Origin of the sequence: Pseudotamlana agarivorans, from assembly GCF_001642835.1 — a bacterium.
In the GTDB taxonomy this organism is placed as follows: Bacteria; Bacteroidota; Bacteroidia; order Flavobacteriales; family Flavobacteriaceae; genus Pseudotamlana; species Pseudotamlana agarivorans.
This window is the reverse complement of record NZ_LXEI01000017.1, coordinates 1-21,500: the sequence shown is the minus strand read 5'-3', so window position 1 is coordinate 21,500 and position 21,500 is coordinate 1. Positions and strand designations below refer to the sequence as shown.

The window sequence follows — 21,500 nt, the reverse complement described above, 5'->3', positions numbered from 1 at the left end:
CAAAGTTGTGTTTAGCAGTTTCAATAATGCGTTGTTGCTCTGGTGTTGCTTTTTTAAGTTGTGCATTACAACTTAAAGAGGTGCTAAGTAATAGACAGAGAGTTATTCTCTTAAATAGTGGTTTGGTAATTAACATTTAATTTGTTTTTAGTTTTTTAATTTCCAGGCTTCATTAAGGTGAGGTAGGCTATTTATGTGATGACATACCGTATTCCAATCTTCGGTATCGTTTAATAATAGCCTTAAAAATTGTGTGCTTTCTTGTATACGAATCCAATTTCCGGGATCTTCTTTTTTAGAGTTGTCATCAAAGGCTTTGTAGCTGTTGCCTTCTTGAGTTTTTATGGATAAATGCTCTAAAACTTCTTGCCATTCTCTACCGTGATTAATGGTTTTAATTATGGTAATAGCAGCTTTTTCACAATTCTTATATAAATCGGTATCTAGAATATCACTGCTTTCCCAATATTTATGTTCTGTAATTTGATAGAGCATGCGCCCCTTAACACGAGGGGGAGCAAACCTTAGCGTGTTATGCTTTTTATCTGCAAATACGTTGTTGACTAAATTTTTGGTGGCTTGTTGGTTTCTTTTGTATTTTTTATATTTAATAAAAAGTTTGTCAATATTATTTAACAAATTTATAGCAGCCACAGCACTCGTGCCTGTTAGGGCTGCAACTCCTAATTTGGTATAATCTTTATTGTTCCAAAGTTCGAGTACCCAGGCTTCATAGAGTTGAAACACGTCTATTCTTGATTCTGTAGTAGTGCCATCTTTATTTATAACCTTCTCAAAAATATCAATAAAATTAAAATCATTGTCCTCTAATTTATGATATACCAAAACGGTAAAATCAAAAAGTTCTTCTACACCAATACTTAAGGACCAGGCACCACCACCACCTAAGCCCCAAGTGGCTGATGCTTTCATTTTGATTTGAAATGTATTGCTTCTTCGATCAAAACCAATTTTGAATTCACCTTCTATGCCAACTCCAGCAGACCCAGAAACTAAACCACCTATACTCGCTAATAGTTTAAAATCTTCGGTTTTTTCTGGTTTTTTCCATTCAAGTTTAGCACTTAATGATGCTTCTGCTTTAGCGCCAACAAAAGCTTGACCCTCTACCTTAGCATTTGGGTCGAAAGCTTTTACGGTAGCAGTTGGGTTGTGCTTATGTGTGTCGTTTGAAGGTACGATTTGGTCACCCTGATACACGGCTACGACATCTTCTTTTTTCTGTTTTGCTACTACATGGGTAATACCCTTATATGTATTGAGTTCTAAAGCTCCAGACAAAGCTATGTTAGCACCAACAAAACCAGTTAGTTGTCCGTGTATTTTTACACGTGCTTCACCAAAAACAATGTCTTTTTCAACTTCTTTTTTGTTCCTAACAACGCCCCACATATTTAAGGTTACGGTACGGTTGACAGCAATGCGGCCTAGTAAAGGAGAATTCAATCTTTCTTCTCCATGTGTTAAAATAGGGTGAGCTTCTGTATCGATGTAAAATCGTCTAAAATCATTTAATGTAAGGTCTGTAACCTCCTGTAAAACATACTTTTTTGTGTAAATTCGATACCTGTTTATTAAATCCTCATCAGATGTTTTGCTATTTATCTTTATGTTTTTAGTAAAGTTGCCTTCTAAAGGCGTGGCTTGTATTTGCTTCAGTATTTTATTTGACCTGATGTTTGAAATGGGATAATTATATTGATTTACGGCGAGGCGTATTTTTTCTAGTAAGTTAGAATTGAAATCACCATTATCTGTGATTTCGTTATTCATGACCTTATTAAATGTGTTTGTATTGTGGTTTTCAAGCATGAATATGCTAAGCTCCATTAAATCACGTTCTTCGTCTTTCCAAATGCCTTTATTAAATAGCTCTAACCAGTCAATATTATTATTTGTAAAAAAAGCATGAACAGCATTGGCGCGTCGGTATCCCATGTTGTTGTTATAAGCATTATCTCCTGTCGTATCTGTATGACCAGCAACCTGAATTACGATTTCTTGTGTTAAATCTTTAAACCCAAGACTCTCATTTTTAATATTACTTAATTGCCTTGCTATGTTCAACAACGTTAAAGGCATAGGAAAAGATGAGTTATGGGCATATAAAGGGGTTATGCCTTGTGTATAATTGTTGCCAGTTCCTAATAATTTTGGAGTGAAATATTCTTCTTTAACAGTAGCTTTAAACTCTAAGTTTGTGCCTTTATCATTAGGAAAGTATCTGTTAAACTCAGCTCCTGCTTGTGCTAATGCCAATTTTGTTTTAGCATCAAAAGAAGCACTAGCTACTCCTTTAGAAAAGTCGAAATTTACTTTACCACCAACGTTTGAGGCATAGCGCATAAATTGGGCACCGCCTCCATAATCATAGGCAACACTAGGTAAAGGTTCTTTTTTTATATATTCAATTATGGATTTTCTTAGATTTTTGTCATAAGGAATTGCAGGAAATTGATTTTTAAATTCCAATGGAAAGTTGCTTTCTGAGTCACGCCAAATTTCATGTATTAATAAGTGTATTTTTCCCCAATGGTAATGAGAGAAACCTTCCTTACTATTATTAAAGCCTAATTTTAAATAGGAAATAATTTCTTCTTGTTTTTTTTCATATTGTTGATATGAAAATTGAGCCGTGTCATTAAACATTTTAATTTTGGCGTCAATAATATCGTAATCTTCTCCGGTCAGGAAAGCAGCTATGCTAGGGGCGATACATTTTGCTAGATATTTGGATTTCAATTGCCCCGAATCATCAAGGAGCTTGTATTCTTTGTTGAGGTCTGCTTTCAGCTTGTCATAAGCCTGAGTAATGGCATTTGTTTTATTTTTTTCTTTAGAATTTTCAAGTTCTCTTTGTTGTTCAGTAGATTTTCCGTCATTACTATCTGTAATATAGTTTTCAAGTTTGTAAGTGTATTTGTGCTTACCTGTGGGCTCAAGTAAAGTTACTGCGAAACGAAATTTTTGTTTCCCCTTTGTTTTAGCGTCCGATACTTTTTTTATATCTAAAGCAGAAACATAAAAAGTACGTTTACTTACATAGCCATAGCATTCTACAATTTTTTTATCAGAGTCTTTTGGTAATGGAGTTAACGTATCTTCGTTAAGTCCCATGCCTTGGGCTAAAACTTCACGCATTTGCTTTTGGACTTTTTCAACTTCTAGAGTAGCGGTTTTTATAGACGATTCATCTTTTGCTTGACCTAAGTTGATTTTGGCTTTTTCCAGTTGTTTAGCAACGTCATCATACTTACTTGCTTCATCTTTAAAAACTTGATATCTCTTTTTGTCTAATACCCAAATTTCTTGACTGGTTTTGTCACTATCGGTTTCCAAATTGTTAGAAATGGCTGGTATAAAAATCATCTCTTCAATAGATTTTATTCCACTAGGCGGCGCCATTGTCGAAGCTTTTTGTATGGTATTTTCTTTTAAAATTACAGTAGCCATGGGTCTTGTTTTTTACGGATTAATCTTCTTCTTCGAAAATGTCTAATTCAACCTGTTGTAAATCTGAAGTAATAAGAAGGTTTTCTATAAGATCGTGTTTTAGATGCGCGCCTTGGTATTTAAAATTATATTCATCATCAGATAGATCAATATCCACTAATTTGCCAACACAATTCTCTGTTCTTACTTCAAGAATAAGTGTGTCTTCGTGCAATTCTTCTATGTCATGTCCTTCTAAGTTTGTATATCTACAGGATAAAATGCGCGGTTCTTTATCTTTAATTATAGGGGTGTTTTGGGTTATAAATGGATTGTTCGGGTTCCATTTTTTTTCGTGAATAAGATCCCTTATTCTGCTAATACCGTAAGATAGGCTAAGTTGCATGGTCATGGGGTTTTCGCCTGTTGAAGAAAAGTGCTCGCGTAATTTGATGATATGAGCATTAGCAAACTCAATATCAAAATATTTTTGAAAACCATCTCGCTTAAAAAAGCGAATATAGCCCTTGCACATGCGGTCTGGGTGAAACATGTAACTATAAAAGATTTCGTCGTTTCTAGTGGACTCAAAAACGAGTTGTAACGGTTCGCCAACGGGCGATTGTTTTGGTCTGCCATTATAATCGGCGAGTTGATAAAATATCAATTCGGCATTAAGTAGTTGGCGTTCTTCTTCTTGGAAGAAAAGTATAGCTTTAAAAGACACAGGGTTTGTATTTTTAATTTTGGTTTACGTACATAGGTTTGTGGTATCTAGCATGTTCTATATAATTCCTACTAAGTGTGCTTAAGGTTTAATTTAGAGGAGGTGCTAGCGAATAATCTCCTAAAATTTGGGGTTAAATACATGAAGTTTTTTACAAATTAAGAAAGCTTGATTTACTTTTTGCTTCTTTACAATTCGTCCTATATATTTATTTTTATGTTGAAGCAAGTACATACCTGGTCTTAAAATTTCTAATCTCAATATTTCAGAGTTTTGGAGTTTTCGGGTTGCTACATGTCGGCTCAGAGCATCATAGATTTCAATTTCAGTGCCTTCAGTTAAGCCAGTTATGGAGAAGCTGTGAGTGAATGGGTTAGGGGGTATTTTAAGGTTTAGTAAGCTTTCTTCTAATGATTTTATGCTTAGTGAAGCGCAACTTGATGATGTAGATACGTATTTTTCTAAAATCGACATTTGTGGTTTGTCTGTATTCCCAATAGGTTCGACCGATAGACTATAATTACCCCACCACGGCCCAGCAGACCTATAAGTACCATTTATGCAGTTTTGATTTAAGTAGTTTAAAAAAACATCTAAAACATGCAGCCATCGGCTATCATTTGTGGGTACTCCATATTCCCCTATATATCCATCCAGATTATTGTTTTGAAGCCAATCAGCAAACGGTTTTACACGGTCAACCCCGAAGTAAGGGTATGCATCTTCATTATCATTTAATTTGTAGCGACAGTAGTTATGTAAATCTAGTATAATTAACATGTTTTTTGCTTTTGCTAAAGCAAGAACCGTTTTTATTCTTTGTAATTCGGTGGCATCTAAGTCGCCATTAAGTGAGCGTTGAATACGTTCCCATTTGAAAGGTAACCGTATTAAGTTTAATCCTTTGCTGTGGAAGTAATCAAATTCACTTTCTGTACGATAGGTGTAATCAAGATTATAGGTTCCAGCCATATTGTTGCCAAAATCGGCTCCGGCTAGATTTGCACCAAAAGGTGTTAGTGCCATAGTAGAGTAAGTCATTACAATGGCGAAAATTATATTTAGGATTCTTAAATTAAAATGCATGATTATTATACTTACAATAAAATGTAAATATAATACTACAAAACATTTTACTCTATAGAATTTGTAGTTTTTTCTAAGAAGAATATTGAAGCTAAATAAAGAGAAATAAAAAAGCCTAAAACAACTATTTTAGGCTTTTACTGTGACCGGGCTGGGGCTCGAACCCAGGACCCTCTCCTTAAAAGGGAGATGCTCTACCAACTGAGCTACCAGGTCAATATTTCAATACAAACTAATTCCTGTTTGCGGGTGCAAATATAGTAGCTTTATTTAATAAAACAAGGCTTTTTTTGAATAAATTTTCGTTTTTTTGTCTCACTTAATTCTATGTTTTTAAAAATCAATTTATAACAGAAAAATGATTATCGTATTAATTGGATATATGGCTTCTGGAAAGACGTCAATTGGGAAAAAACTAGCAGATAAATTAGACTATACCTTTGTGGACTTGGATGAGCTTATTGAAGAAAAGGAAAACGCATCTGTAACTAAGGTATTTAAAAAGCGAGGTGAGGTTTATTTTAGAAATCAAGAAACGCGATATTTAAAAGAGGTTTTAGCCATGCCAGGGAATATCATTTTGTCTGTTGGAGGAGGTGCTCCATGCTATGGGAACAATATGCAAGAGATTTTAAATGCCGAGAACACGAAAAGCGTCTACCTTAAAGCATCAATTCCTACTTTGTCGGAAAAATTAATGCGTAAAAAAGCAAAACGTCCTTTAATAGCTCATATTGAAACCGAAGAAGCTATGGCAGAGTTTATCGGGAAACATCTATTCGAACGATCACCCTTTTACAGTCAGGCCGAATTTATCGTATCGATAGACCATAAAACAAAAGAAGAAGTTGCAGAAGCTGTACTTTCGGAGCTATTCTAAAACAGCTTCGTAGTTTTTGCCTTCAAAACTAACTTGAACATGTTCTTTCAAGGAAGTCGATAAAGAGATGCCCTTAAAATCTGCTTTTATAGGGTATTTTTTGTGATTTCTGTTAACGAGTACCGCGGTTTTAAATTGTTTTAATGGTACATTTAAAAAATGCTTGACCCCATAGATTAAGGTAGTACCCGAATTTAAAACGTCATCCACTAAAACTAACGATTTGTTTTGGTAGTCCTCTGGTTTCAACGATGTAGAAATCTCTAACCATGGCTGTTTTTTATCCATGGTAACTTTACAAAGTACAGGTGAAATATCAGATATTTTTTGAAGTACGGTTTTTAGCTTTTTAGCAAAAATATAACCGTTAGTTCCAATACCAGCAAGAATAACTTCTTTCTCATCAACATTGGTTTCATAAATTTGGAAAGCAATACGACGTATTTTATGAGTGATTTCGTTGTGATTAAGGATTACATTATTCTTAACAGTCATACCATTTAAATTTAAGGCATAAAATTACTCATTTTTATTTAAGATTCTGTATCCTCAATAAAATTTTCATCGGTATAATTGTCGATGTCACGGCGGTCTTTTTTTGTAGGACGACCAGTACCTTTTTTCCTGTAATAGTCTTTAGAATATTTTAAAAGCTCCTTGGCCTCAAACTGTTCTTTAGGTGTGATATCCGTACGGTAAAGATCCACAATTTTAGCTCCCACACGGTTTGGTGGCAAGTCGTTAACTTTAATTTTGTAATTAATTTGATCCTTTCTTAATTCAACAATGTCTAAGGGGTATACATCCCGACTAGGTTTTACAATATCATCATTAATACGTACCTGACCTTTTTTGCATGCAGTGGTAGCCAAAGTTCTGGTTTTATAATATCTAACACTCCATAAGTACTTATCTATTCGCATATAATTAATACTAAAAACTACGTTAATCTTATTGGGCAAGATTATATTAAAATCGTATCTTGCGCCTTCAAAAATAAGGAATATTGCCCTTTGTTTAATATAATTCGGTCAGTTATGTGTTTAGACCATATATTAAGCTGTTTTCCTTCTGTTTAATAAATGACATCGACAATGAAATTAATAAAACTAAGTTTGTTTGTTCTAGGTTTAGCGACCTGTTTTTTATCATGTAAAAAAGATGATGATAGTGATGATGATTCGACTATAGAGGTGCGCGATCGTACAGAACAACAAGCAGAAGACAAAGCCTTACTATTGGATTATCTAGAAACGCATTATTATAATGCTTCCGATTTTGATGGTTCAAATCCCGATCCTAAATCTAAAGACATTGTCATTACTGAACTTAAGGAAAATGAAACCGTGCCTACAGGACATCGTTTGTTAATTCAGGATACAATCATGAAAAACGTGACTTATTATGATACCAAATATGAAATTTATTATTTGGATTTAAATAAAAACGTTAATAAAACAAAGCCGTCTCCACATTTTTGTGATGATGTCGTAACTAATTATAAAGGTTTTACTTTAGATAATGAAGTTTTTGATAGATCGGATAATGGAGCTTTCAATTCCGATTTATTAAATAATATTGATGCTTGGCAAATTGTTATTCCAGAATTCTATACCGCTGAAAATTTCACCGAAAATTCAGATGGGACATCAAACTATATAAATCATGGGGTAGGTGCAATGTTCGTGCCTTCTGGTTTAGCTTACTATAGTTTTGGTAGCGCCAGTATTCCTTCATACACTTGTATTGCTTTTACTTTTGATGTATTGCAAATGTTTGAAAACGATCATGATGGTGACAATGTGCCTTCATATAAAGAAGATCTAAACGGCGATGGCCAGTTTACTTATAATTCGGCTGAAGGTGTGTTTGATGGTGATGATACTGATGGGAATGGCGTTTTAGATTTTCTTGATGCCGATGATGATGGCGATGGGATTTTAACCATTTATGAAGATATTGATGGCGATGGCGATCCTACAAATGATATTGGTAAAAACGGGATTCCTAAATATTTAGACCCCGAAGAGACGGAGGCTAATTACGATGTTGCTGAAGAGACTGAAACTAATTCTGGTATATAAATCGTAAAAAAACCTCGACTATCGAGGTTTTTTTATGGCTTATAATGAAGGTTTAATTAAAGCAACAACGACAAACTCAGTATCAATTGATTTGATCGGGTGTCTAATCTATTTTGAACCCCAGGAATGTTATTATTAATAATAGTGGCTTCGTTTTTAGTAAAGGCGCGTTCGTATCTTAGATCAATACCTATTCTTTTTAAATTAAAACCGAACCCAATATTAAGTCCAACGGTAAAGTCTTTCTCCATATCATCAACCGTTAATCCTTCGAAATCGGTGTCTAAAATGTATTGAAATGAAGGGCCTGCAAATAAGCTTAATGGTCCAATAAGGTCAAGACCGGCTAGCATCGTAGCGTCAATTTTTTGCATTTTAAAAGCATCACCATCATAGTCACTTTTGGTGTTCGTATAAACCAGTTCAGGTCTTAGAAATATAAAACCACCTGTTTTTCCAAACACACCAATATGAAATCCAGCATTAGCCTTTGGATCTTCATAGGCACCTTCTACAGCATCAAAGTAATCGCCGTTAGCGTTATAATTTAACCCACCTTTAATTCCCCAGCCTGAACCAGATTGTGCTATGGAAAGACTCGGAATTACAGCGAGTAATAGTACAAACAGTATGTTTTGATGCCTTTTGTTTTTAAGATTTTTCATGTTTTTCATAATTCTTAAGTTTATTTTCAGGTTAAATTTTTGTTCAAATATAAATTCTAAAACGTCCTGAAAACAGTATTATTTTCTTTTTATAACAATCGTTTTCATTTTTCAGTTAATTATCTTTGCGCTCTGCATATTGTATTTGGTTGTAAAAAGTCAATACAAGGCGGTGTCATATTTTCAAAAGATAATAGAATATAATGAAGTTCGAGATAAACGCACAAGATTCACAAAGTAAGGCAAGAGCTGGTAAAATTACTACAGATCACGGGGTTATTGAAACGCCAATTTTTATGCCTGTAGGAACGGTGGCAACTGTTAAAGGCGTGCACCAACGTGAATTAAAAGATGAGATTAATCCAGATATTATTTTAGGAAATACGTATCATTTGTATCTGCGTCCACAAACTAAAATAATTGAGAAAGCTGGCGGACTTCATAAATTCATGAATTGGGATAGAAATATTTTAACTGATTCTGGAGGCTACCAAGTGTACTCGCTTTCAGCAAATAGAAAAATAAAGGAAGAAGGGGTGAAGTTTAAGTCGCATATCGACGGCAGTTACCATACGTTCACACCTGAAAATGTTATGGAAATTCAACGTAGTATAGGTGCCGATATCATCATGGCATTTGATGAATGTACACCATATCCTTGTGATTATAACTACGCAAAACGTTCTATGCATATGACGCATAGGTGGTTAGATAGATGTATTAATCATCTAGAAAAAACACCTTTAAAATACGATTATAATCAAGCATTTTTTCCAATTGTTCAAGGAAGTACTTATACTGATTTAAGAAAGCAGTCGGCGGAATATATAGCTAATGCTGGTGCTGTTGGAAACGCTATTGGCGGATTATCGGTAGGGGAGCCAGCTGAAGAAATGTATGCCATGACCGATGTGGTTTGCTCGATCCTTCCGGAAGATAAACCACGTTATTTAATGGGCGTAGGAACCCCAATAAATATTTTAGAAAATATAGCTTTAGGGGTTGATATGTTCGATTGTGTGATGCCAACACGTAACGCTAGAAACGGTATGCTTTTTACAGCACATGGTACTATTAATATTAAAAACTTAAAGTGGGCTGAAGATTTTTCACCTATTGACGAAATGGGTATCACTTTTGTTGATACCGAGTATTCCAAAGCTTATTTACGTCATTTGTTTACGGTTAACGAGTTGTTAGGGAAGCAAATAGCGACAATTCATAATCTAGGATTTTATTTATGGTTGGTTCGAGAAGCAAGAAAACATATCTTAGCAGGAGATTTTAGAACCTGGAAAGACATGATGGTAAAACAAATGAACAACCGCTTGTAATTGTAATGAAAATTTTAGATTGGTACATACTTAAGCGTTATCTGTTTACATTTTTCATGATGTTACTGCTCTTTATTCCTATTGGAATAACCGTGCATTTGGCAGAGAAAATTGGTAAGATATTAGATAATAATGTGCCTCTTAACGAGGTACTTTGGTACTTGTTAGATTTCACCATTTACTTCGCTCATTTATTATTTCCGTTATTTTTATTCTTATCTGTAATCTGGTTTACTTCAAAACTAGCCAATAATACCGAAGTTATTGCATTTTTAAGTTCGGGAGTGTCCTTTTCTAGATTTTTACGCCCTTATATGATTGGTTCTTTTATAGTAGCCATTTTAGCTATAATTATGGGACTATTCTTGGCACCTAAGGCTAGTGAAGGGTTTAATGACTTTAGTTATAAATATTTTAAAACCGGAAGAAGTGCTGTTGAAAATACCAATGTATATAGACAGATTAACGATAAAGACATAATTTACGTAAGTAGCTTCGATGTTAAAAATAGTGTTGGTAATAATTTTACCTTAGAACATTTTGAAGACAATAAACTCAAATTCAAAATTAACGCTACTAGCATTCGTTATATAGAGAGTGATACTACCTACCGTTTAACTAATTATGTAAAACGAGATATTGGGGAAAATGAGGATATTTTAGATATTCAACGTCGAAAAGACACCCTTTTTAGTTTTGATGTAGATGATCTCATTCCTGTTATTTATGCAGCAGAAACTAAAATGTATGGCGATTTAAAAAACTTTATAGCTAAAGAAGAAGCTCGAGGCTCAAGTAATGTGGGACGTTTTAAATTGGTATTGTACCGTAAATGGAGTTTGCCTGTATCCGTATTTATATTAACCATTATTGCGGTTGCTGTTTCATCTATGAAACGTCGTGGAGGAATGGGGGTAAACCTGGCCTTAGGAATTTGTATAGCCATGGTATTCGTGTTTTTCGATAAAATCTTTGGTGTTATGGCCGAGCAGTCAGATTTCCCTCCTTTAATAGCTGTTTGGTTCCCTAATGTGTTATTTGGCATATTAGCCGTTTTTCTCCTAATTAAAGCGAAACGTTAAGTATAAAAAACTATCGTAACCTATTCTCAAGAATTACCATAGTAATGGCCTTAATTATTTGTAAAATATCATTTAATAATGATTACAAAAGCTGCAGATTATCATATTCAGAATAAAAAATAAAAGTCTTAATTTAATATGTAAATTATTGATTTTGTTGCATTAAAGATGTGCAACATGTTATTTACTAGAGGATAATCCTTAAAAAGAAAGCCAACTTAACATATAACACCATTAAAGTTTTTATATTTGCATACTAACCTAGAATTAAATTACAATAACTAAATTCCTATGGAATATTTAGAATTTGAACTACCTATAAAAGAACTTGAAGACCAGTTGCAAAAATGTGCAATTATTGGCAAGGAAAGCGATGTAGACGTTTCGGAAACATGTTCTCAAATTGAAAAGAAATTAAAAGATACGCAAAAGGAACTGTATAAAAACTTAACACCTTGGCAGCGTGTACAATTATCACGTCACCCAGACAGACCTTATACATTAGACTATATTAAAGCGATTTGTGGCACTTCTTTTTTAGAATTACACGGCGATAGAAGTTTTAAAGATGATAAAGCCATGATTGGTGGCTTAGGTAAAATTGGCGATCAAAGTTTTATGTTTATCGGTCAGCAAAAAGGCTATAACACCAAAACACGTCAGTATAGAAACTTCGGGATGGCAAATCCAGAAGGCTACCGAAAAGCTTTACGATTAATGAAATCTGCCGAGAAATTTGGTATTCCAGTAGTGACCTTTTTAGATACGCCGGGAGCTTACCCTGGTTTAGAAGCTGAAGAACGCGGACAAGGAGAAGCTATTGCTAGAAATATATTAGAAATGACACGTTTAAAAGTACCTGTAATTACCGTTGTTATTGGTGAAGGTGCTTCTGGAGGTGCTTTAGGTATTGGTGTTGGTGACCATGTTTTTATGTTAGAAAACACTTGGTACTCTGTAATTTCTCCAGAATCTTGTTCTTCTATTTTATGGCGTAGCTGGGAGTATAAAGAACAAGCTGCTGAAGCGTTAAAGCTAACAGCTTCTGATATGAAAAAATTAAAACTGGTTGATGGTATTATTAAAGAACCTCTTGGAGGCGCGCATAGAAACCGTGAAAAAACTTTTGAAACCGTTGGTGAGACGATTATGAAAAGTTATGAAGAACTTAAAAAGTTATCACCAGAAGATTTAGTTTCTCAACGTATGGATAAATACGCTAATATGGGGGTCTTTAAAGGCTAAACCTATATATACTAAAATATATCAAAATCTGAAGTCATTCCAACTTCAGATTTTTTATGCTTATTAATAAAATAATTAATTTATTAACAGCCGATTGTTGACGATTAGTGGACAATCATAAGCGTTAAAATTCATCAAAAGACTTTCTTTTTATTTACTTTCGTAGTTATGAAACAACCAAATCAATTAGCCTCCTATAAAGTAGACAAAAGCACGCTTATAAGCCTGGAAAAAGGCAAGATACCTCCTCAAGCAATTGACTTAGAGGAAGTTGTGCTTGGTGCGATGATGATCGATAAGAAGGGGGTAGATGAAGTTATTGATATTTTAAGTAACGATGCGTTCTATAAAGAATCGCATCAATATATCTTTGAGGCTATTTTTCAATTGTTTGAAAACAGCGAACCTATCGACTTATTAACCGTTTCAACCCAATTAAAGAAAAACGGGAAACTTGAATTAGCTGGTGGCGATTTTTACTTGATTGGTTTAACAAATAAAGTGTCTTCTTCGGCACATATTGAGTTTCATGCCCGTATTATTTTGCAGAAATTTATTCAGCGTAGTTTGATTAAAATTTCTAGTGAAATTATTGAAGATTCATATGATGAAACTAAAGATGTATTTGATTTATTAGATACCGCCGAATCTAAATTATACGAAGTTACCCAAGGAAATATTAAAAAATCTAGTGAATCGGCATTAGATTTAGTTATTCAGGCCAAGAAGAAAATTGAGGAAATTTCTAATAAAGAAGGTTTAAGTGGTATCCCAACAGGGTTTCATAAATTGGATAAACTAACCTCGGGGTGGCAACCTTCCGATTTAATTATTATTGCTGCACGTCCAGGTATGGGAAAAACGGCATTAACCTTATCCATGGCAAGGAATATTGCCGTTGATCAAAATATCCCAGTAGCATTCTTCTCGTTAGAGATGGCTTCTGTACAGTTGATTACACGTTTGATTTCGAGTGAAACCGGACTGTCTTCTGAAAAATTACGTACAGGAAAATTAGAAAAACACGAGTGGGAACAGCTTAATGTTAAAGTAAAAGGCTTAGAAAATGCCCCTTTATATATTGATGATACACCATCACTTTCTATTTTCGATTTAAGGGCTAAAGCACGTCGTTTGGCTTCGCAACATGGCATTAAAATGATCATGATTGATTATTTGCAGTTAATGACGGGTGGTTCTAATCACGGCGGAAATCGTGAGCAAGAGATCTCGATGATTTCTAGAAACTTAAAGGCCTTAGCAAAAGAACTTATGGTTCCGGTAATCGCCTTATCTCAGTTATCGCGTGCTGTAGAAACCCGTGGTGGAAGTAAAAGACCTTTATTATCCGATTTACGTGAATCTGGTGCGATTGAGCAAGATGCCGATATTGTATCGTTTATTTACAGACCTGAATATTATAAAATTGATGAGTGGGATGATGAAGAACGCTCGCCAACAGAAGGACAAGGTGAGTTTATTGTAGCTAAACACCGTAATGGTGGCTTGGAGAATATCCGTTTAAAATTCTTAGGACACTTAGGTAAGTTTGATAACCTTGATGAATACGATTCACCTTTTGGTGATAACGAATTCCATTCCAAAATGAATGCTGGTTCTCCTGAAAACGCTTTCAGTTCCGATGATTTTAAAGCCAGTCCAGACCAAGCTTTTGGAAGTTCATTTAATGATGATGATAACGAAGTGCCTTTCTAGGAGATTTTAATATTTAAAATTTTTATAAAAGGTTTAACCCGCTGTATTTTTTGAGTATCTTTCAACCTATGAAGAAGGTTTTATGTATTCTATTGCTATTTATTTCGTCGCAAGCATTTGCTTCTTACGTTTTAATTCCCATGGATGCCGGAAGTCAAAAAAATCATCTTAAAGCTTATGGTATTACGTATTGGACACTTAATAAAGATTTAAAAGTTAAGTGGCTACTAAATTATCGTGGTGGTTCCTTTTTATTACCCGATACCGAAGCGATACGCAGAGAATGCCAAATTCGAGGCGTCTCCTTTGAAGTTATTTCCAACGCTAAAACAGAAAGTATTTTAGAAGAAATTAGCAGTCCGAGTCAAAACATGGAGGCTGTCGTGTTAGAAAAGGCACCTAAAATTGCTGTTTACACACCCAAAGGGAAATTACCTTGGGATGATGCGGTAACGATGGTATTACAATATGCCGAGATTCCTTATGAAACCGTTTACGATGAAGAAGTGCTTAATGACGGCTTATTAGTTTTCGATTGGTTACACTTACATCATGAAGATTTTACAGGGCAGTATGGGAAGTTCTACGCGCAATACCGCGCAACATCTTGGTACATCGAAGAGAAAAAAGAAGCCGAAGCATTAGCTTTAAAAATGGGATTTGGAAAAGTATCTGAAGAAAAACTAGCAGTCTCTTTAAAAATTCGAGATTATGTTATTGGTGGTGGATTTATGTTTGCCATGTGTAGTGCTACCGATAGTTTTGACATCGCTTTGTCGGCCGAAGGTGTCGATATTTGCGAGCCTATGTTTGATGGTGACGGGAGCACAGCCAATTATCAGAACAAAATTGATTACCATAAAACCTTTGCGTTTTCCGACTTTTTATTAGAACGAAGTCCTTTGGTTTATGAGTTTTCATCTATTGATACGACTAGAAAGCGACATGTGCCCAAATCAGCCGATTATTTTACTTTAATGGATTTTTCGGCCAAATGGGATCCTATTCCAACCATGTTATGTCAAAATCATACAGCCTTAGTAAAAGGTTTTATGGGACAAACAACGGCCTTTACAAAGGAGGAAATTAAGTCGAATGTTTTGGTATTAGGAGAAACTAAATCGAATGGGGAAGCCAAGTACATTCATGGGATAAAAGGCAAAGGCTTTTTTACGTTTTATGGTGGTCATGATCCCGAAGATTATCAGCATCGGGTAGGGGACGCTAAAACCGAATTAGATCTACATCCTACATCTCCAGGTTACCGCTTAATTCTGAATAACGTTTTGTTTCCAGCGGCTAAAAAGAAGAAACAAAAAACCTAATAGACTGCTATTTTAATTTTTTGATATGAATGTTTTTCAAAAAGAAGTACGATTAAAACCGTATTCAAGAGGTTTTCATCTTATTACTGAAGCTGTTTTAAGCGCCATTCCTGAGATAAAAACCATAAAAATAGGTCAGTTACATGTTTTTATAAAGCATACTTCGGCGAGTTTAACCATTAATGAAAATGCCGATTTTACGGTTAGACAAGATTTTGAAAGTCATTTTAATAAAATGGTACCCGAAAATGCACCCTATTACAAACACACTTACGAAGGTCCAGATGATATGCCTGCGCATATTAAAGCATCTTTATTAGGAGCGTCGGTTCAAATTCCAATTACAAATGGAAAACTTAATTTAGGAATATGGCAAGGTATTTACCTTTGTGAACACCGCGATTATGGTGGTGAACGGAAGTTGGTGGTTACCGCTTTTGGGGTGTGATTCTAATTCAATTCATTTAAGCTGGTTGCAAAACCTTGTCATTTCAACAATAGGAGAAATCTCTGAATGCCTTGTTTTAAGATAAAACCTATCGGAATAGAGATTCCTCACTTCGTATCGGAATGACATTATTTTTATTTTCTTCATTTTAAAAATGACTTGAGTTTAAAAAGCCCCTTCAGGTTTTTAAAACCTGAAGGGGCTGTAGTAAATTATTAATCTTACAGCTCCAAGGTTGAGCACGTGTTATACACTTTTATTTTTTTCGTTCTATTTTTATAGAGTTTTGGCGAGTATCAAAAACATCATTTATTTCAATTCTGTTCTTTTCTTTGTTAATCCAATAAATGACTTTATAATTTTTATAGACGAGATATCTAAACTCTTGAACTCTATTTTTAAGAAGTTCTTCGGTTTGTCCGATTTCAGGTTGCCTTTGTAATTTTAAGGTTTCGTTATAGATACCGTTAACGAGTTTTTTTTGCTATGCGTATTCCTGCCTTTTCTCGATGAAATTGATAAATTTTTTCTAGTTCCTTTTGAGAAAAATCAGTCCAAATTAATTTTAATTCCATTTATCAATCTTAGCTTTTAAGGCGCTAGATTCTATAATTCGGTCATTGGCTGAATCTTCCATCGATTTGTTGATTCGAGAATCAAATTCTTCAATGGTCATTGGTTTGAACTCATCCTTTTCAAAATTCTTATTTTCTTTTTTTAGGATTTTTTCAAGTCGTGAAATGACTTCTTCACTTTAAATTTTTAAAAACTCTTGAATAAGCTCTAGTTTTCTTGTTTGTAAATCCATTTTATTAGCTTTTTATCAAAGACACAAAATTATCAATTTTAATCTTCTAATTTTCTTTCTTCGAGGAGTTTCATAGCGTGTTGCGGATTACTAATTAGAGGTAAATAGACAATCTTGTCATTTCGACGATAAGAGGAATATAAGAACTCTTTGTTTTAAGATGAGCCCCGAATGAAAGGAGATTCCTCACTTCGTATCGGAATGACATATCAAATTGGAATAATACCGTTCACTTTTTTAAAATCGGCATGTGTTAACTATAACAACGAATTCTCTGCGTTAGGGATTGCAGAGGAAAGCTTTTGGCGAGGCGTGCATCGAGCCAAAACTTGTAAAGGAAAGCCCGACCACCTGACCTGAGCGGAGACGAAGTGCAGGTGGTAACGCCCAAATTAGTCATAAAAAAAACCGACTCTTTCGAATCGGTTTCCTTTATTAAGCGAATAATATGTTATACAATAGGCAAAAGCCTTATTTTACTTTTTCAATTACAGCTTTGAAAGCCTCTGGGTTATTCATAGCTAAATCGGCTAAAACCTTACGGTTTAATTCGATATCGTTAGCTTTTAATTGTCCCATGAATTGAGAATAAGATAAACCATGTTCTCTGGCTGCTGCGTTAATACGCGTGATCCATAAAGCACGGAATGTTCTCTTTTTGTTTCTACGGTCTCTGTACGAGTATTGCATCGCTTTGTCAACCGCATTTTTTGCTACTGTCCAAACGTTTTTACGTCTTCCAAAGTAACCTTTTGCTTGTTTAAGAACCTTTTTTCTTCTGGCTCTTTTTGCTACAGAATTTACTGATCTTGGCATAATTTTAAATGTGTTTTGTAGTAGGCGGCTAATTGGTTTCTAGTTTTCGGTTACTCGTTATTAGTTTTAACACTTCTAACTTTTAACCTCTAACTTTTAACTTTAATAACTCTTTTATTGAGCCTAACTCCAGGGTTTATAAATTGTTTTAACCGATTAAAACCGATGCTTATTTTAAACGCATCATGGTTTTAATGTTATCCTCATCTGCTTTGTGTACCAAACCATCATGAGTTAACTTAAGCTTACGCTTTTTAGACTTCTTTGTTAAGATGTGACTCTTAAAAGCGTGCTTTCTTTTAATCTTACCAGTACCCGTTAACTTGAAACGTTTTTTGGCACTAGATTTTGTTTTCATTTTAGGCATTTTCTTTTCCTAGATTATAATTACTTCGCTTAATTATTTTTACGCTAGATACTTTTGGTATCAGCTTCTATTTTCTCTTGAACCGATGTATTACTTTTTTGGAGCAATAAACATCGTCATACGTTTACCTTCTAATCGAGGCATTTGCTCTACTTTTCCAAATTCTTCAAGATCTTGAGCTAATTTTAATAGCAAAATCTGACCTTGTTCTTTGAAAATGATCGAACGTCCTTTAAAGAATACGAAAGCTTTTAACTTAGCGCCTTCTTTTAAGAATTTCTCGGCATGTTTCTTTTTAAACTCGTAGTCGTGATCGTCGGTTTGTGGACCAAAACGAATTTCTTTAATGATAACCTTGGTGGCTTTCGATTTTAAAGCTTTATCACGTTTCTTTTGTTCGTAAAGAAACTTCTTATAATCCATAACCTTACAAACCGGTGGGTCTGCATTAGGAGATATTTCTACAAGATCTAACTCTTGCTCGTTAGCGATTCTTAAGGCATCACCTTTAGTGTAAATACCAATCTCAACGTTATCACCTACAAGGCGTAACTTTTGAGCAGTAATTTTAGAGTTAATTTTATGCTTGTCTTCTTGCGAAACCCTTCTTGGTTGCTGTCTTCTTCTAATTGCTATGGCGTTATGGTTTTAAATTAAACTTATATTATTTGTTAAAACGATTTCAACGTTTTTTTAATGTCTTCTTTTATTATTTCAGAGAAAGCTTCAACGGAAATCATTCCTAAATCTGCTCCACCATGCTGGCGTACAGTAATTTTGCCTTCTACTTCTTCTTGCTCCCCGATAATGATCATATAAGGATGCTTCTGCATTTCTGCTTCACGAATTTTCTTCCCTATAGTTTCATTTCTATGATCTACAAGGGCGCGAATTTCGTCATTTTCTAGCAAATTTAAAACTTTTTGTGAGTATTTTTCATATTTCTCGCTAATTGATAATATAATTACCTGTGTTGGCATGAGCCAAAGCGGGAAATTACCCCCTGTATGTTCTAACAATAAAGCTACGAAACGCTCCATACTTCCAAACGGTGCACGGTGAATCATTACTGGGCGGTGTGATTCGTTATCACTGCCTTTGTAAGAGAGTTCAAAACGCTCCGGTAAGTTGTAATCCACTTGAATGGTACCTAGTTGCCAGCGTCTTCCAAGGGCATCTTTAACCATGAAATCTAATTTCGGACCGTAAAAAGCAGCTTCACCTTCCTCAATAACGTAATTTAAACCTTTATCGGACGCAGCGTTAATAATCGCTTGCTCTGCTTTTTCCCAGTTAGCAACATCACCTATATATTTATCTGGATTTTTAGGATCGCGTATCGATACCTGTGCTGTAAAGTTTTCAAATCCTAATGAACCGAATACATAAAGTACCAAATCGATAACATCTTTAAATTCTTTATCCAATTGATCTGGAGTACAGAAAATATGAGCATCATCTTGAGTAAAACCACGAACTCGGGTTAAACCGTGCAATTCACCACTTTGTTCGTAACGATAAACGGTACCAAATTCAGCAAAACGTTTTGGTAAATCTTTATAACTCCATTGGGTACTGTTGTAAATCTCACAGTGGTGCGGACAGTTCATTGGTTTTAATAAAAACTCCTCATCTTCCTTTGGTGTTAAAATAGGTTGGAAGCTGTCTTCACCATATTTAGCATAATGCCCAGAAGTTTCATAAAGCTCTTTTTGTCCAATATGTGGTGTTACCACCATTTCGTAACCTGCTTTTTTCTGAGCCGCTTTTAAGAAATTCTCTAAACGCTCACGTAAAGCAGCACCTTTTGGTAACCATAGTGGTAAACCTTGGCCCACACGTTTCGAAAAAGTAAAAAGCTCAAGCTCTTTACCTAATTTTCTATGGTCACGTTTTTTTGCTTCTTCAAGCATATCTAAGTATTCGGTCAATTCTTTTTGCTTCGGAAATGAAATACCATAAACACGCGTTAATTGCGGGTTATTTTCATTACCTCTCCAGTAAGCACCGGCAACACTTAAAATTTTAACAGCTTTTATAATCCCTGTGTTCGGAATATGTCCGCCACGACATAAATCGGTAAACGTCGAATGGTCACAAAAAGTAATGGTACCATCTTCTAAGTTTTCGATTAATTCCGTTTTAAACGGATTGTTTTTATATAAATCTAAAGCTTCTGCTTTACTCGCCGAGCGCATTTTAAAATCATGCTTCCCTCTTGCGATTTCTAGCATTTTAGTTTCAATAGCTTTAAAATCCTTTTCAGATACATTATGATCTCCAAAATCTACATCATAATAAAACCCGTTTTCAATAGCAGGACCAATGGTAAGTTTTGCGCCTTGGTACAATTCCTCTATGGCTTGCGCTAATACGTGAGCCGAACTGTGCCAGAAAGCTGTTTTACCTTCGTCGTCTCTCCAGGTGTATAAAACTAAAGAACCATCGGTGGTTAAAGGTGTAACGGTTTCAATGTTTGTACCATTAAAATTCGCCGAAATCACGTTTCTTGCAAATCCTTCACTAATGCTCTTAGCAACATCCATAGGTGTAACGCCTTCATCAAACGTTTTCACACTGCCATCAGGTAATGTAATATGTATCATATAATAATTTAAAATCAGGTTGCAAAGATAATGGTATAAACAAATACTCACAATATATATATAGGTATAATTTGTGTTAAGGATTATTCAAAATTAAAATGATGTGCTACTCCTATATATAATGTATGTGTTATAAAGTGTGTTTCTTTATTCCTATATATAAGGATGCCATTTAAATATATGCTAAGCATATGTACGGGGATATAGTTGTTAGAAATTAAGTGTTAGTACAACATATATATAATTAGGATAGTTGTAATAGAGTAGGAGTGGAGCTAAAAAGAATCCAGCTTTATATTGATAGGTGAATATTTGTATCAAAGTTTAAGCTTGTGTAAGGTGTATTATCGATTAATAAGGGAATGTTATCATTTTTAAAATCATTTTTTCTATTAGAACAAACTAGTTTTCTAGTTGTATTATAAATATTAGCCTTTCGGCGGAAGGCTCTTCAGGTACATGATGGTTACCATTTATAGTAATATCCAAGACAAGCATCCAGATTCTTTTATCCGGTATAACATCTGAAGCGATTATTTTAAAGTGTAAACAACACGTTTACTGAAAGTTAAAATCTTTGTCAAAAAAACTTGAAAAAAAAGCGATAAAAAGTTTGTTTAGGATTAGGAAAGGTTTGTATATTTGCACCCCGCTAACAAAGGCATGTGCCTATAAAGCGGAAGTTCATTGAGTGATTTTGGTATTAAGATAAGGTTGAAAAACTTTAAAAAAATAATCAAAAAAAATGTTGCTAGGTTCTAAAAAGGTTGTATGTTTGCAGCCGCTAAAAACAGCAGGTCTGTTGGAGGTTGAAGTTCATAAAGTGATATTGATTATTAAGATTTAAAGCGAAAAAAA

The 21,500-nt window shown here is 34.5% G+C and carries 18 protein-coding genes and 1 tRNA gene; 8 read left to right on the top strand and 11 right to left on the bottom strand.

All coding sequences use genetic code 11. From position 1 onward, the window contains the following. Positions 1-147 precede the first annotated feature (147 nt). From A6I66_RS14485 to A6I66_RS14470, 4 genes are all read right to left on the bottom strand, one after another. Positions 148-3,474, bottom strand: a complete 3,327-nt coding sequence (locus tag A6I66_RS14485; RefSeq protein WP_067150927.1) for an OmpA family protein — start codon at positions 3,472-3,474, stop codon at positions 148-150. Positions 3,475-3,493: 19 nt separating this feature from the next. Continuing rightward, complete coding sequence (tssD, locus tag A6I66_RS14480; RefSeq protein WP_067150924.1) at positions 3,494-4,180, bottom strand: type VI secretion system tube protein TssD; 687 nt, start codon at positions 4,178-4,180, stop codon at positions 3,494-3,496. A 120-nt stretch (positions 4,181-4,300) separates the two neighbouring features. Further along, positions 4,301-5,221 carry a cellulase family glycosylhydrolase gene (locus A6I66_RS16795; RefSeq protein ID WP_169815739.1) on the bottom strand — a complete coding sequence of 307 codons (921 nt, stop codon included), beginning with the start codon at positions 5,219-5,221 and terminating at the stop codon, positions 4,301-4,303. Between the two features lie 188 nt (positions 5,222-5,409). Continuing rightward, positions 5,410-5,482 (bottom strand) — tRNA-Lys (locus tag A6I66_RS14470). A gap of 142 nt (positions 5,483-5,624) precedes the next feature. Between A6I66_RS14470 and A6I66_RS14465 the strand changes: the two genes are divergently transcribed. Continuing rightward, on the top strand, positions 5,625-6,146 hold the full coding sequence (locus tag A6I66_RS14465; protein WP_067150918.1) for a shikimate kinase: 522 nt from the start codon (positions 5,625-5,627) through the stop codon (positions 6,144-6,146). On the opposite strand, the gene A6I66_RS14460 is transcribed toward A6I66_RS14465, so the two are convergent. Next, complete coding sequence (locus tag A6I66_RS14460; protein WP_067150915.1) at positions 6,138-6,641, bottom strand: phosphoribosyltransferase family protein; 504 nt, start codon at positions 6,639-6,641, stop codon at positions 6,138-6,140. The genes A6I66_RS14465 and A6I66_RS14460 overlap by 9 nt on opposite strands. A gap of 38 nt (positions 6,642-6,679) precedes the next feature. Continuing rightward, positions 6,680-7,069: an RNA-binding S4 domain-containing protein gene (locus tag A6I66_RS14455; RefSeq protein WP_067150912.1), complete on the bottom strand. Its 390-nt coding sequence runs from the start codon at positions 7,067-7,069 to the stop codon at positions 6,680-6,682. 171 nt (positions 7,070-7,240) lie between these two features. Here A6I66_RS14455 and A6I66_RS14450 point away from each other — a divergent pair, with 171 nt between their 5' ends. After that, positions 7,241-8,230, top strand: coding sequence for an FKBP-type peptidyl-prolyl cis-trans isomerase (locus A6I66_RS14450; protein WP_067150908.1), 990 nt, complete (start codon positions 7,241-7,243; stop codon positions 8,228-8,230). 56 nt (positions 8,231-8,286) lie between these two features. On the opposite strand, the gene A6I66_RS14445 is transcribed toward A6I66_RS14450, so the two are convergent. Continuing rightward, positions 8,287-8,895 carry an outer membrane beta-barrel protein gene (locus A6I66_RS14445; RefSeq protein ID WP_067150930.1) on the bottom strand — a complete coding sequence of 203 codons (609 nt, stop codon included), beginning with the start codon at positions 8,893-8,895 and terminating at the stop codon, positions 8,287-8,289. Positions 8,896-9,098: 203 nt separating this feature from the next. Between A6I66_RS14445 and tgt the strand changes: the two genes are divergently transcribed. From tgt to A6I66_RS14415, 6 genes are all read left to right on the top strand, one after another. After that, on the top strand, positions 9,099-10,229 hold the full coding sequence (tgt, locus tag A6I66_RS14440; protein WP_067150905.1) for a tRNA guanosine(34) transglycosylase Tgt: 1,131 nt from the start codon (positions 9,099-9,101) through the stop codon (positions 10,227-10,229). A gap of 5 nt (positions 10,230-10,234) precedes the next feature. Continuing rightward, positions 10,235-11,311: an LptF/LptG family permease gene (locus A6I66_RS14435; RefSeq protein WP_084399701.1), complete on the top strand. Its 1,077-nt coding sequence runs from the start codon at positions 10,235-10,237 to the stop codon at positions 11,309-11,311. Positions 11,312-11,602: 291 nt separating this feature from the next. Then, positions 11,603-12,556 (top strand): acetyl-CoA carboxylase carboxyltransferase subunit alpha, encoded by a 954-nt coding sequence (locus tag A6I66_RS14430; RefSeq protein WP_067150898.1) that lies wholly within the window; start codon positions 11,603-11,605, stop codon positions 12,554-12,556. A gap of 168 nt (positions 12,557-12,724) precedes the next feature. Then, positions 12,725-14,272 (top strand): replicative DNA helicase, encoded by a 1,548-nt coding sequence (gene dnaB, locus A6I66_RS14425; RefSeq protein WP_067150894.1) that lies wholly within the window; start codon positions 12,725-12,727, stop codon positions 14,270-14,272. Positions 14,273-14,340: 68 nt separating this feature from the next. Further along, on the top strand, positions 14,341-15,597 hold the full coding sequence (locus A6I66_RS14420; protein WP_211267552.1) for an asparagine synthetase B: 1,257 nt from the start codon (positions 14,341-14,343) through the stop codon (positions 15,595-15,597). A 25-nt stretch (positions 15,598-15,622) separates the two neighbouring features. After that, positions 15,623-16,045 carry a secondary thiamine-phosphate synthase enzyme YjbQ gene (locus tag A6I66_RS14415; RefSeq protein ID WP_067150888.1) on the top strand — a complete coding sequence of 141 codons (423 nt, stop codon included), beginning with the start codon at positions 15,623-15,625 and terminating at the stop codon, positions 16,043-16,045. Positions 16,046-17,324: 1,279 nt separating this feature from the next. On the opposite strand, the gene rplT is transcribed toward A6I66_RS14415, so the two are convergent. The 4 genes from rplT to thrS form a co-directional block, all read right to left on the bottom strand. Beyond that, entirely contained in the window at positions 17,325-17,669 is a 345-nt protein-coding gene (gene rplT, locus A6I66_RS14400; RefSeq protein ID WP_067150884.1) for a 50S ribosomal protein L20, read from the bottom strand. Positions 17,670-17,838: 169 nt separating this feature from the next. Then, on the bottom strand, positions 17,839-18,036 hold the full coding sequence (gene rpmI / locus A6I66_RS14395; protein ID WP_067150881.1) for a 50S ribosomal protein L35: 198 nt from the start codon (positions 18,034-18,036) through the stop codon (positions 17,839-17,841). Positions 18,037-18,126: 90 nt separating this feature from the next. Next, positions 18,127-18,672, bottom strand: coding sequence for a translation initiation factor IF-3 (gene infC, locus A6I66_RS14390; RefSeq protein ID WP_262509421.1), 546 nt, complete (start codon positions 18,670-18,672; stop codon positions 18,127-18,129). 35 nt (positions 18,673-18,707) lie between these two features. Beyond that, positions 18,708-20,642, bottom strand: a complete 1,935-nt coding sequence (gene thrS, locus A6I66_RS14385; protein WP_067150875.1) for a threonine--tRNA ligase — start codon at positions 20,640-20,642, stop codon at positions 18,708-18,710. Positions 20,643-21,500 lie beyond the last annotated feature (858 nt).